We start from the raw sequence: 12,181 nt of genomic DNA on the forward strand, positions 1-12,181 counted from the left end.
GGTGCTGCCGCAATTCATCGAATGGATTTTTCTCAGCCCCCGGCCTGCGTAGGAGGATGTGCCTTCAACGAGGGATGGAAGCGGCCAATTCCGAGCTATCGAGGAAGAATGCGCGGTTGTCAGCGAGTTTCTCGATCATGAAATCAATAAAAGTCCTCACCCGCAGAGACTGTTCCGCCCGATGCCCATAGTAGATATAGATGGCGCCGCACTCGCTGACATGCTGCATGAGCAAAGGCACGAGCCGGCCGCTACGGATATGCGGCATCGCCTCGAAACTCCCTAGCTGTCCAATGCCAAGACCCGATAACACCGCCCGTGTCTCCATCGCGGTGTCATTCACGCAAATGACGGCCGGTATGTCCCGATGCACAATTTCATCGCCGATCTGGAACTGCCATTGGGCGACCTTGCCTGTATTTGCCCACCGATAGCCGGTGCAGCTGTGCTGGCTCAGTTCGTCTATCGTCCGAGGAGCGCCGTGGCGCTGAATGTAGTCCGGCGATGCGCAAACGATCAACTGAATGGGCACGAGCCGCCGCGCAATCGACGCTCCCGAGGGCGGCGGTCCACCCCGGAAACCGACATCGGCGCGTCCGCTCACCAGATCGGTGAACTGGTCATCGAGCTGGATGTCGAGCTGCACTTTGGGATGGGACTGGTGGAATAATTCGAAAAATTGCCAAAGCACGGACAGCCCCAGCGACTGGGCAGCGTTGATGCGCAATATCCCGTTCACTTCTTCCTTTGACCGGCGCGCTTCGTCGAGGGACGACGACAGTATGGCCAGTGCCGGTTTCACGCTCTCGAACAGGCGCTGGCCTTCTTCCGTCAAACTCAGCTTGCGTGTGGTGCGGTGGAACAGGCGCACGCCAAGTGATTTTTCCAGCTGGATCACCGATTGGCTGGCCGCCTGCGGCGAGATGCCCTGGTCGATGGCCGCGCGCCGCAAACTGCCCAGCGTTGCCGTGCGGACGAAGACGGTAATGGCGCGGATATCGTTCATGAGCGAGAATGATTAGCAAGTTTTAGTTGATTATCATTCTAGCATTTGACCACTAGTTCATGCCAATTTTTGCTTCTATCATTCGCCTTTTAAGCACCTCGGGAGCAGAATGATGAAGAACGTTCAACAGCACGAATTCAAGCGCGTCTGGTTGATCACCGGTGCATCCAGGGGCATCGGCGCATTGATTGCAGAGGCGGCACTGGCGGACGGCAATGCGGTGGTCGCAACCGGGCGTAACGCGGCAGCGGTCGTCGAGCGGCTTGGCACATCCGCCGCGTTGCTGCCGCTTGCGCTCGACGTGACGAATGAGGAGCAAATCAGGCTGGGCGTGCGTGTTGCGCTGGAACATTTTGGGCGTATTGACGTGCTCGTCAATAATGCGGGCTTCGGTCTGCTGGCTGCCGTGGAAGAGTCTGGCGATGCGGATGTGAGACGGATGTTTGACACGAATGTCTTCGGCTTGCTGAACGTGACGCGCGCCGTGCTGCCCACAATGCGGGCGCAGCGTTCCGGTCACGTGATCAATATTTCATCGATCGGCGGCTATCAGGCTGCGGCAGGGTTCGGGGTGTACTCATCGACAAAATTTGCCGTCGAAGGCATCACGGAAGCCATGCATACCGAACTCAAGCCACTGGGCATTCACGCCACCATCGTTGAACCAGGTTATTTCCGCACCGATTTCCTCGATGCCTCATCGCTGCTCGTAGCACCCGATGAAATTGGGGATTACGCGGCGACTTCGGGCGCCGTGCGCAGACAAGCGTTAGCGCTGAACCACAATCAGCCCGGTGATCCCAAAAAATTGGCGGCCGCCATGCTCCGCCTTGCCGACGCGCCCAATCCGCCACTGCGCCTTCCCATGGGCACCGATACGCTGGCTGCGATTGCCGCAAAAAACGCCTTTGTGGCACAGGAAATGGAGACGTGGCGCGAGCTCTCCGCATCGACGGATTTTCCCGCCTGACAGAGTTTGACCGGGGGGCCATGCCTGAATTTGCCCATATAAGCGGTTTGCAGCTGCATCCCCCGATTCTTGAAACCATTATTGATATCGCGTTCGCTGGCAAGGAATAACGCATGAGCACATCTGATTCTGTTGGCAAAGTTCTCCACCATCACATACGGCGGATGTCAGGACGCGATCCGCACGAGCCGCACCGTGTCGCATCGTCTCTGGAATTGTTATTCGACCTGACTTTCGTCACATGCTTTGCGTTTGCCGCTGCACAGTTCGCACACGCACTCGCGGCAGGCCATTACGCCAGCGCGCTTATCGGATTTGGATTTTCGAGCCTCTGCATCTGCTGGGCCTGGTTCAATTTCACGTGGTTTGCATCCGCCTACGACACTGACGACTGGATTTTTCGCATCACCACCATGGTGCAGATGACGGGTGTGCTGGTGCTGGCGGTCGGTTTGCCGCGCCTGTTCTCTTCCCTCGAACACGGCCAGCAGCTCGATAACTCGGTGATGGTACTCGGCTACGTGATCATGCGCGTGGCGATGATATGTCAATGGTTGCGGGCAGCGAGGCAAGACGTCGCACGGCGCCGCACGTGCCTCAGCTATGCCGCCGCCATTGCGATTGCCCAGATAGGCTGGATAGCGATTATTCTTTTCCCTTTCTCGATGGGCGTGACCATTGCCCTCGTTGTCATCTGGTTTCTCATCGAGTTCGCCGGCCCCGTGCTGGCGGAGCGCAAGGATGGCGGTACGCCCTGGCACGCGGAGCACATTGCCGAACGCTACAGCCTGTTCGCCATCCTTGCCTTGGGTGAAGGGTTGGTCGGTACGGTCGCGACTTTGTCTGCCGAAATAGAGCACCAGGGCTGGACACTGGAAACGGCGCTCGCTTGCCTTGCAGGTGTCGGACTGACCTTTGGCATGTGGTGGGTGTATTCCATTCTGCCGTCGGCAAATGTGCTGCACGTGCATCGCTCACGCGCTTTCATCTGGAGCTATGGGCAGATACTGATCATTGCATCTATTGTGGCAACGGGGGCTGGCCTTGACGTCGCGGCGAACCTGATTGAAAACAAGGCCCATATCGGCACACTCCCGGCCCTGCTCGCCACCGCGATTCCCGTGACCATTTTCCTCGCCTTGATTTATGCGCTCCACTATTTTCTTGTGCGCCGCTTCGACCAACTGCATATATGGCTTTTGCTTGCAACAGCCATCGTCATCGCGACAGCGATCATGGCGGCGATCTTTGGCGCGAATATCGTTGAATGTCTCGGTATTCTGCTCTTTGCACCGGTCATCACGGTCGTCGGCTATGAAGTCTTGGGACACCGTCACCAGGACGAAATGCTCACATCCGTTAATGTGTGACGCAGTGCGCGAACCGATTGCATGCTGTTGATAGGGCTGCCGGCAAGCAAACCTGACATTTTTATCTTTTATGATACTTTTCTGAAGAATTTCATTTTTTTACGCTAATTCATTGATTGCGACAATTGTCATTCTCAAATGATGTGAGAGTCCGTAGCCATACGCTTTCACAGCCATGACGGCCAGTTAATGCGTATTGTTCGAGTATTGCTGCTGCAGTTAAAAACAGGAGGAGCATTCATGATTCGATTGGTGTTGCTGTTATTGGGCGTCGAATATCTACGCAAGCGCTGGCGCGGTATCCTGTTGATCGGATTGATATGGTTGATCGCAGGCCTGGTCATATTTATCGACGCACTCGATAACGCACTGTACTTCCCGATCAATTTCTTTGCTTACCTGTTCCTGGCCGAAGGCCTGGCAACGCTGGCTGTGGCATGGACCGGCGTCGGCGGCCAACGCATCCTGCGATACGTGAAAGGCTGCGCCGTCGTGCTGGCCGCGATGCTGATCTTCGCCGGTCACCACCATGGCAATTTCCTGTTATCGATGATTTTTGGGACGCTGTTTCTCGCCGATGGGCTGATACAGTGCATTTCCGCTTACATGGTCCGCTATCGCCGCTGGCGCGTGGCCTTCTCTTGGGGTGTGGCCGAGATTGCGCTGGCCATTTTCTTTTATCAGCCCTACCCGACGCATTATGTCGGCACACTGCCGTATTGCCTGGGCTTGTTCCTGATGTTTGGCGGCGCCAACTTGATCGCCCTGGCCGCCCGTGTTCGCCGCATGAGCGATAACCCGGCGCTGTCGGAATCGGTGCGGCCTGACGTTCAGCCGGATGAGCAGCTTGCTTCCGCATTCACGCAAGTGGAGTGGGAAGGTCCTCCCGCGGACCATGAGCAGGCGCTGACGGTGCACGTCTGGACGCCTTCCGGTTCAGCCAAGTCGCCCACCCAGAATTACCCGATCGTCGACCGCTATATCGCCGCGGTCGATGTCAACGGCGTGATCTCCACCGGGCATGCGGCATTGGAGTCGCCGGAGGGTATTTATATCAGCCTGTATCCGAGTGTGGAGATTGACCGTTCGCCCGACGATTTCGGGCGCCTGCTGCGCGCCACCCGCGAGAATGACGTACCGGGTGTATTCCAGCCCGATTACGCGACAGAGTCGAAGGCATGGTGCCCGTCCACCGTTCAGGTCCGTATCCGGAATTACGACCCGCGCCAGCTGCAGTCTTTCTGGCGCCATTATCGCGAGGACGCGACTTACAATCTCACGCATCGCAATTGTTCCAGTACCGTCGCCCGGGCTCTGGAAGCGGCTATCGACGGCGCCGTTGGCCGCCTGTACGGGGAGCGCGCAGGCTGGAGAGTGTTTTTCCGCATCCTGGCGACGCCGGAACTGTGGGTCGCCGCCCAGATCCGCAAGCGTGCCGTGACGATGGCGTGGACGCCCGGGCTGACGCTCGATTACTCCCGAGCGCTCAGCATGCTGGCCGACCCGCGTCCGTTCGCCTGGTGGAAATTGGCAAGGACCGCCTTCAGCCGGATGGCGCAATTGCGCCGCGAATGGCGCGCCCAGGATCATGGCGCCGTTGATCTTCGCGAGCAGCCTGCTGAAGACGCCATGCGTGACAAGCGCGCGTAGGTCGCCGCTGCTGCATTGAAATAGAAGGGTCTAGACGACTGGTCTAATTGTGCTACAATGCCTCGCATGAAAGCTGAATACATCGACGTGCGCCAGCACATTATCGACCAAGGCAAGGCCATCATCACGCGCAAGGGTTTTGCCGGGGTGGGGCTGAACGAGATCCTGTCGGCCGCCGACGTGCCCAAGGGCTCGTTCTACCATTACTTCAAGTCCAAGGAATTGTTTGGAGAAGCGATGCTGGAAGATTACGTCACCGGCTACCTGGACGAAATGGAGCTCGTGCTGGGCCAGCCGGGCCAGAACGCGGCGCAGGCGCTGATGGCGTATTGGGCCAGCTGGACCAGTGCAAGCCTCGACGGCAGCGGCTGCGATTGCCGCTGCCTGGTGGTCAAGCTGAGTAGTGAAGTGGCGGACATGTCGGAGCCGATGCGCGTGGCGCTGCTCGACGGCACCCACCGCATCATCGCCAGACTGGCCCTGGCCATCGCGCGCGGCAGGGTGGACGATACCTTGCCATCGGTGGCCGATCCGGCGCAGATGGCCGCCACCTTGTACCAGCTGTGGCTGGGTGCGGCCATGCTGACCAAGCTGCGGCGCGACGCCAGCGCCTTGCAAACGGCCTGGCGTGCGACCCTGGCGATGTTGCAGCTGCCGCCGGACAGCGACCGATAGGCAGCAAACCAAGCAAACAAGCGGACGCACCACGTCCGCATTTTTTGAACTGCATTCTAGACGACCAGTCTAATAATAAGGGAGCAGCAGCATGAAGAATTTTGAATTCCATAACCCGACGAAGATCGTGTTCGGCGCCGACACCGTCGCCAAATTGTCCATCTTGGTGCCGCATGATGCGCGCGTGCTGATTTTGTACGGCGGCGCCAGCGCGGAAAAGACCGGCACCCTGGCCGAAGTGCGAGCTGCGCTTGCGCTGGGCCAGCGCAGCGTGCAGGAGTTTGGCGGCATCGAACCCAATCCCAGCTATGAAACCCTGATGCGCGCCGTCGCCCAGGTGCGCAGCGAGAAAGTGGACTTCCTGCTGGCCGTCGGCGGCGGCTCCGTGATCGATGGCACCAAGTTCGTCGCCGCAGCCGCCCTGTACGACGGCGAGCCGTGGGAAATCGCCGAGCGCGGCGGCGCCAATGTGCAGCGCGCCTTGCCGTTCGGCACGGTGCTGACCTTGCCTGCCACGGGCTCGGAAATGAACAGCGGCGGCGTGGTGACGAAAAAAGCCACGCATGCCAAGCTGAGTTTCCGTAATCCGCTGCTGTACCCGCAGTTTTCCGTACTCGACCCCAGCAAGACCTTCACCTTGCCGGCCACGCAGGTGGCCAATGGCCTGGTCGACGCCTTTGTCCACACGACGGAGCAGTATCTGACCTATCCGGTGCAGGCGATGGTGCAGGACCGCTTTGCCGAAGGCTTGCTGCAAACGCTCGTCGAGATCGCGCCGCAGGCGGTCGCTTCGCCCGACGATTATGCGACTCGCGCCAACCTGATGTGGACCGCCACCCTGGCCCTGAATGGCTTGATCGGCGCGGGCGTGCCGCAGGACTGGGCCACCCACATGATCGGCCACGAACTGACGGCTCTGTACGACATCGACCATGCGCGCACCCTGGCGCTGGTGCTGCCGGCCCTGCTGGACGTACAGCGCGAGCAGAAACGCGGCAAATTGCTACAGTATGGCGAACGTGTCTGGAACATCACGGAGGGCAGCGACGACGAGCGCATCGATACCGCCATCGCCCGCACGCGCGCCTTCTTTGAAGGCCTGGGCATCCCGACCCGTTTGTCGGCCTATCAGCTGGGCCAGGAAGCGGTGGAAGCGGTACTGAAACAATTGAAAGCACATGGCATGACCTCACTCGGCGAACACCGCGATATCGACCTCGCGCGCAGCCGCCGTATCCTCGAAGCAGCACTGTAACCCTGACATAAAAGGACACAACATGAACATCCTGATGGTACTGACCTCGCACGACCAACTCGGTAATACCGGCAAGAAAACCGGCTTCTGGCTGGAAGAATTCGCCGCACCCTACTATGCCCTGAAAGAAGCGGGCGCGAAGCTGACGGTAGTGTCGCCCCACGGCGGCCAGCCGCCGCTGGACCCGAAAAGCGACGAGCCGGATTCGCAAACGGACGCCACGCGCCGCTTCAAGCAGGACGCCGATGCGCAAGCTGTGCTGGCCAACACGGGCAAGCTGGCCGACGTAAGGGCAGCCGACTTTGATGCCGTGTTTTACCCGGGCGGCCATGGCCCGCTGTGGGACCTGGCCGAAGACCCGCACTCGATCGCGCTGATCGAGCAGATGATCGCCGCCGGCAAGCCTGTCGCCGCCGTCTGCCATGCGCCCGGCGTGCTGCGCCACGTGAAGGCAGCCGATGGCACGCCGCTGGTGCGCGGCAAGCAGGTGACGGGCTTTACGAATACCGAGGAAGACGCCGTCGGCTTGACGGCCATCGTGCCTTTCCTCGTCGAGGACATGCTCAAGCAAAACGGCGGCGTCTACTCGAAGCTGGGCGACTGGCAGCCGTACGCCGTCACCGATGGCTTGCTGGTCACGGGCCAGAATCCCGCATCGTCTGAAGCGGCCGCGCAGGCGCTGCTCAAGCTGCTGGGCTGATGCCAGGGTAGTGCGTCCGGCCGCTCGTCGTCACACAGCAGTGTGTCCAGCGGCCATGCCCGCCAGGATCAGGCCGACCGAGGCGTGCCATTGCGTCTCGCTGGCCGGCCTGCCCGCCAGCGCATAGCCGTGCAGGAAATCGACGAGCGTATCGCGCCCGCGCAGCCGGGTTTTTTTGTCAAGCGCGAGGCCTTCGAGGGCTTGCTCAAACAGCGCCGTGAACCGCTGGGCCACGTCGGCTTGCTCCACCAGCCCGCGCGCCATCAGGCGCACGAAATACGGCGTGGCGCTGACCAGTTCCAGGTACAGCGCGCACAGCGCGAGCACACGCCGTGGCGCTGCCTGGCGCCGCGTAAATGGCGGCTGCTGCGGATCGAGTGCGGCAAAACGCTGCGCCATCAAGGCCAGCAACAGTTCCTCTTTCCCCGCGTAGTAGTGATACAAGGCCATGGCGTCGACGCCCAGGCTCTGCGCCAGTGCGCGCATGGAAAACGCATCGCCTTTTTCTTCCAGCAGGGCCAGGGCCGCTTGCAGGATGGCGGCGCTATCCAGCGCGGGCTTGGTGCGGCGCGGACGCCCGGCGCGGCGCACGGGAGATTCGGTGGCTTGAAGTTTTTGGGTTTTCATGGGCATAATTCTACACTGTAGAATTAAATCAAGGAGCACCCATGCAAAAAACTTTCGTCAGCGTTTTTCTCGGTATCAGCCTCGATGGCTGCATCGCGGGAGAGAACGGCGACCTGTCCTGGCTGGCCGAACTGGCGCCCGACTCGCCCGATGCCACCGGCTACACGGCATTGATGGAGCAGGTCGATACCTTGCTGATCGGCCGCACCACGTATGACGCCGTGCTGGGGTTCGAACCGTGGCCGTATGCGGGCAAGCGCGTGCAGGTATTGAGCCACCGCGGCTTCGCGCCGTGCCATGGCGAGCAGCGCCGCGAAGGCAGCGTGCGGGACGTGCTGGAGGCGCTGGCGGAAGAGGGTTGCCGCCACGTGTATCTCGATGGCGGCGCCGTTATCCGCGCCGGTTTGCGTGAGGGGATCATCGACAGCCTGACCTTGTCCGTGCTGCCCGTGGTGCTGGGCAAGGGCGTGCGCCTGTTCGAGGACGGCTTGCCGCGCAGCGACTGGCGCCTGGACGGCACGCGCCAGCTGCCCAGCGGCGTGGTGCAACTGCGCTATCGGAAAAATTAGCCCGCGCTGGCGATATCGACGATGAAGCCGGGATCGTAGCGTTCATTTTCCGGCGTGCCGTCGGGCCGCTTGTAGCCGCAAGGGTTGCACACGACGCGGCAATCCTGGACGCGGTAGTCGAGCGAGGCATGCATGTGGCCATGCACCCACAGGTCCGCCTGCGCCACCAGTGCATCGAGCTGCGAGGCAAACGCAGGCGAGCCGAGATTTGTCGCGTATTGCTCTTCCACCGACAGCATCGAGGGCGCCATGTGCGTGATGACGACCGTCTTGCCATCGAACGGTTGCGCCAGCTGCCGTTCCAGCCAGGCGCGGTGCTGTACGTGCAGCTGCGCCGTGTCGCTGGCGCACAAGAGGCGCGGCGTGTCGCCGCCCGTGCTGATGCGCTTGTAGTCGGGCATGTAACTTTGTGCCGCAACCATCGCTTCTTCCTGGCGCTCCGCACCAAACAGCAGAAAATCCGTCCACAGCGTGATGCCGAGGAAGCGCATGCCGCCGAGCGTCACCGCGTCGCCGTCGAGCAGGCGGACGTTGGCGCCGCGCGCATTGGCGCTGGCGCAGGCGTCGCGCACGGCGTCCTGCATGTGTTCGAGCTGGTGGCCATAGCCTTCATGGTTGCCATGCACGTACAGCACGGGCAGGGCGCCGAAGGTGCGCGCGGCCCAGGCGATGGCGTTACTGCCCGTGTCGATGTCGCCGGCCAGGATCACCACGTCGGGTCGGCAGGCGGCAAGGTCGATGGCGGGTGTGTCGTCACCCCAGACTTCCAGGTGCAGGTCGGACAGGATCAGCAAACGCATGGCAATAGGGGAGCAGTGACTGGGCCTCTATCGTAGCGCAAGTTGCCGCGCCCGTCTGCTTGACCGCGCGAGGGTAGCGACGTTACCCTGTGGCATCGATTACCGCAACTTACCCTGGAGCCGCATGCCGCCTTTCTTCCTTCCCAAGTCCTTGCTCAGCATCGCGCTGGCCGCCATGGCGCTGCCGTTTGCCGCACATGCGGAAACGCCTGCCATCGATCCCTTGACGCAGCCGATCGCCTCGCCGTATGCGGCGCAATGGAACCGCCCGCAGCAGCCGGCACGCATCCACGGCGACACGTATTACGTGGGCGTGGGCGGCTTGAGCGTGGTGCTGATCGATACGCGCGAGGGCTTGATCCTCATCGACGGCGCGTTGCCGCAATCGGTGGCCGCCATCAAGGAGCATATCCTCGAGCTGGGCTTTCGCCTGGAAGACATCAAGTTCATCCTGAATACGGAAGCGCATTTCGACCATTCAGGCGGCATTGCCGCCTTGGCCCGCGACAGCGGTGCGCAAGTGGTCGCCAGCCCGCTCGGCGCGCAGGCGCTGCGCGCGGGCTCGGTGCTCGCCATGGACCCGCAAGCGGGCGAAATCGACCCCATGCCGGCCGTGGAAAACGTGCGCGAAATCGCCGATGGCGAAACCCTGCAGCTGGGCGACGTGACCGTTACGGCGCGCTACACGCCCGGCCATACGCCAGGCAGCACCAGCTGGACCTGGGTGTCGTGCGAGGATGCGGAGCGTACGGACTGCCTGAACGTCGTGTTTGGCGCCAGCCTCACGCCGGTGGCGGCCGACGATTTTCACTACCTGGGCGATGAACGCCATGCTGACCTGACGCCGGCCTTCCGCCGCGTCATGCAGGACTTCGCCAAACTGCCATGCGACATCCTGATCTCGGCCCATCCCGACCATTCCGGCGGCGACCGCAAGCTGACGCAATTGCTGGAAGGCGTCACGCCGAATCCCTTCATCGATACGCAGGCGTGCAGCAGCTACGCGGCCAAAAATGAAGCGAAGCTCGATGCGCGCATCGCCAAGGAAAAAGCGGCTGCGACAAAATAACAACGTTGGCGCGTTCGCCATGAAAAGCGGTTGACGCACTGCAGCATCCGGTGCAGAATCATCGTCCGCAGTGCAGATTAACCCAACAAAAGAAAGGATACCCATGTTCGAGCAGGCTGGCAGCAAGTCGTACTTCCACTAGCCCCGCGCATGACGCTCGGGGCCACCGGCATCTTGCCGATCCCGAGCCGGGTCCTTGAAAACCCCGGTGAGGAAACTCGCCGGGGTTTTTTGGTTTACCAGGACCCCGGCATAACGCAGACATCAGGAACACCGTTATGCCCATTCATCAGACCCTGCGCGGCGCCCATGTGCCCGTGCATATTTTTACCGACGATATCGACGCGCAGGCATTGCGCCAGCTGCACAATATCGCCAGCCTGCCCATCGTCCATCCATATGTGGCGGCCATGCCCGATGTGCATGCCGGCATCGGCGCCACCGTCGGCAGCGTGATTCCCACGCGCGGCGCCATCATTCCGGCCGCCGTGGGCGTGGACATCGGCTGCGGCATGAACGCCGTGCGTACCACCCTGACGGCCAGCGACTTGCCCGACAACCTGGCGCGCCTGCGCAGTGCCATCGAAGCGGACGTGCCCGTCGGTTTCGAGCAGCACGACTGGAGCCGCGTGCAGGGTTCGCGCCATGCACGCACCGCGCGTCCCCTCGCCGGCCGCCTGGAGCACATCGTCGAGCGTCACCGCGGCATCGCCAAGATGCTGCGCCAGTTCGAACGCACGTGGATCTGCCAGGCCGGCACCCTCGGCGGCGGCAACCATTTCATCGAGATCTGCCTCGACGAGGAGCAGCGGGTATGGATCATGCTGCATTCGGGCTCGCGCGGCATCGGCAACGCCATCGGCCGATACTTCATCGCCGCCGCGCAGAAGGACATGCGGCGCCACCAGCTGCAGCTGCCGGACGCGGATCTGGCATACCTGAGTGCAGGCTCCACGATGTTCGACGACTATGTGGAAGCGGTGGACTGGGCGCAGGATTATGCGCTGCTCAACCGCAGCGAGATGATGCGCCGCGTGCTCGACGCGCTGGCGAAGTTTGCACCGCCGTTCCAGCTCGATGGAGAAGCCATCAACTGCCACCACAACTACATCGCGCGCGAAACGCATGGCAATGCCGACTTGTACGTGACGCGCAAGGGCGCCATTTCGGCGCGGCAGGGGGAGCTGGGCATCATCCCCGGCAGCATGGGCGCGCGCAGCTTCATCGTGCGCGGCAAGGGCAACCCGGAGTCGTTGTGTTCCTGCTCGCACGGAGCGGGGCGCAGCATGAGCCGCAGCGAGGCGAAGCGCCGTTACGACCGCTTCGATCTGGCCGAGCAGACTGCCGGTATCGAATGCCGCAAGGATGGCGGCGTGGTCGACGAGATTCCGGCCGCCTATAAAAATATCGACGCCGTGATGGCGCACCAGAGCGACCTGGTGGAGGTGGTGCATACCTTGCGCCAGGTCGTCTGCATCAAGGGTTGAAAG

12 protein-coding genes are annotated in these 12,181 nt (G+C 61.6%); 9 read left to right on the forward strand and 3 right to left on the reverse strand.

All coding sequences use genetic code 11. From position 1 onward, the window contains the following. Positions 1-64: 64 nt before the first annotated feature. Complete coding sequence (locus AC54AG_RS22290; protein ID WP_496631594.1) at positions 65-1,006, reverse strand: LysR family transcriptional regulator; 942 nt, start codon at positions 1,004-1,006, stop codon at positions 65-67. Positions 1,007-1,118: 112 nt separating this feature from the next. On the opposite strand from AC54AG_RS22290, the gene AC54AG_RS22295 reads away from it, so the two are divergent. From AC54AG_RS22295 to AC54AG_RS22320, 6 genes are all read left to right on the forward strand, one after another. Further along, positions 1,119-1,976: an oxidoreductase gene (locus tag AC54AG_RS22295; RefSeq protein ID WP_496631675.1), complete on the forward strand. Its 858-nt coding sequence runs from the start codon at positions 1,119-1,121 to the stop codon at positions 1,974-1,976. A gap of 113 nt (positions 1,977-2,089) precedes the next feature. After that, a complete protein-coding gene (locus AC54AG_RS22300; protein ID WP_496631595.1) occupies positions 2,090-3,346 on the forward strand; it encodes a low temperature requirement protein A in 1,257 nt (418 codons plus the stop codon). Between the two features lie 240 nt (positions 3,347-3,586). Continuing rightward, entirely contained in the window at positions 3,587-4,996 is a 1,410-nt protein-coding gene (locus tag AC54AG_RS22305; protein WP_496631596.1) for an HdeD family acid-resistance protein, read from the forward strand. A 66-nt stretch (positions 4,997-5,062) separates the two neighbouring features. Further along, positions 5,063-5,671 (forward strand): TetR/AcrR family transcriptional regulator, encoded by a 609-nt coding sequence (locus AC54AG_RS22310; protein WP_496631597.1) that lies wholly within the window; start codon positions 5,063-5,065, stop codon positions 5,669-5,671. A 91-nt stretch (positions 5,672-5,762) separates the two neighbouring features. Continuing rightward, positions 5,763-6,926 (forward strand): iron-containing alcohol dehydrogenase, encoded by a 1,164-nt coding sequence (locus AC54AG_RS22315; protein ID WP_319992200.1) that lies wholly within the window; start codon positions 5,763-5,765, stop codon positions 6,924-6,926. 22 nt (positions 6,927-6,948) lie between these two features. Beyond that, positions 6,949-7,626 (forward strand): type 1 glutamine amidotransferase domain-containing protein, encoded by a 678-nt coding sequence (locus AC54AG_RS22320; RefSeq protein WP_496631598.1) that lies wholly within the window; start codon positions 6,949-6,951, stop codon positions 7,624-7,626. 30 nt (positions 7,627-7,656) lie between these two features. Here the strand turns inward: AC54AG_RS22320 and AC54AG_RS22325 are convergent, their stop codons facing one another. Next, positions 7,657-8,253 carry a TetR/AcrR family transcriptional regulator gene (locus tag AC54AG_RS22325; protein ID WP_496631599.1) on the reverse strand — a complete coding sequence of 199 codons (597 nt, stop codon included), beginning with the start codon at positions 8,251-8,253 and terminating at the stop codon, positions 7,657-7,659. A 41-nt stretch (positions 8,254-8,294) separates the two neighbouring features. Here AC54AG_RS22325 and AC54AG_RS22330 point away from each other — a divergent pair, with 41 nt between their 5' ends. Beyond that, on the forward strand, positions 8,295-8,822 hold the full coding sequence (locus AC54AG_RS22330; RefSeq protein ID WP_496631600.1) for a dihydrofolate reductase family protein: 528 nt from the start codon (positions 8,295-8,297) through the stop codon (positions 8,820-8,822). On the opposite strand, the gene AC54AG_RS22335 is transcribed toward AC54AG_RS22330, so the two are convergent. Further along, complete coding sequence (locus tag AC54AG_RS22335) at positions 8,819-9,622, reverse strand: metallophosphoesterase family protein (RefSeq protein ID WP_496631601.1); 804 nt, start codon at positions 9,620-9,622, stop codon at positions 8,819-8,821. The genes AC54AG_RS22330 and AC54AG_RS22335 overlap by 4 nt on opposite strands. Positions 9,623-9,746: 124 nt before the next feature. Between AC54AG_RS22335 and bla the strand changes: the two genes are divergently transcribed. Together bla and AC54AG_RS22345 are read left to right on the forward strand one after the other, a co-directional pair. Further along, positions 9,747-10,691: a subclass B3 metallo-beta-lactamase gene (gene bla / locus AC54AG_RS22340; RefSeq protein WP_496631602.1), complete on the forward strand. Its 945-nt coding sequence runs from the start codon at positions 9,747-9,749 to the stop codon at positions 10,689-10,691. A 278-nt stretch (positions 10,692-10,969) separates the two neighbouring features. After that, on the forward strand, positions 10,970-12,178 hold the full coding sequence (locus AC54AG_RS22345) for an RtcB family protein (protein ID WP_496631603.1): 1,209 nt from the start codon (positions 10,970-10,972) through the stop codon (positions 12,176-12,178). Positions 12,179-12,181 lie beyond the last annotated feature (3 nt).

This window comes from Janthinobacterium sp. BCJ23, from assembly GCF_059617945.1.

Bases quoted from the DNA above. Each gene is read 5' to 3' on its own strand.
- AC54AG_RS22290 (WP_496631594.1), bottom strand. From the start codon at position 1,006: ATGAACGATATCCGCGCCATTACCGTCTTCGTCCGCACGGCAACGCTG.
- AC54AG_RS22295 (WP_496631675.1), top strand. From the start codon at position 1,119: ATGAAGAACGTTCAACAGCACGAATTCAAGCGCGTCTGGTTGATCACC.
- AC54AG_RS22300 (WP_496631595.1), top strand. From the start codon at position 2,090: ATGAGCACATCTGATTCTGTTGGCAAAGTTCTCCACCATCACATACGG.
- AC54AG_RS22305 (WP_496631596.1), top strand. From the start codon at position 3,587: ATGATTCGATTGGTGTTGCTGTTATTGGGCGTCGAATATCTACGCAAG.
- AC54AG_RS22310 (WP_496631597.1), top strand. From the start codon at position 5,063: ATGAAAGCTGAATACATCGACGTGCGCCAGCACATTATCGACCAAGGC.
- AC54AG_RS22315 (WP_319992200.1), top strand. From the start codon at position 5,763: ATGAAGAATTTTGAATTCCATAACCCGACGAAGATCGTGTTCGGCGCC.
- AC54AG_RS22320 (WP_496631598.1), top strand. From the start codon at position 6,949: ATGAACATCCTGATGGTACTGACCTCGCACGACCAACTCGGTAATACC.
- AC54AG_RS22325 (WP_496631599.1), bottom strand. From the start codon at position 8,253: ATGAAAACCCAAAAACTTCAAGCCACCGAATCTCCCGTGCGCCGCGCC.
- AC54AG_RS22330 (WP_496631600.1), top strand. From the start codon at position 8,295: ATGCAAAAAACTTTCGTCAGCGTTTTTCTCGGTATCAGCCTCGATGGC.
- AC54AG_RS22335 (WP_496631601.1), bottom strand. From the start codon at position 9,622: ATGCGTTTGCTGATCCTGTCCGACCTGCACCTGGAAGTCTGGGGTGAC.
- bla (WP_496631602.1), top strand. From the start codon at position 9,747: ATGCCGCCTTTCTTCCTTCCCAAGTCCTTGCTCAGCATCGCGCTGGCC.
- AC54AG_RS22345 (WP_496631603.1), top strand. From the start codon at position 10,970: ATGCCCATTCATCAGACCCTGCGCGGCGCCCATGTGCCCGTGCATATT.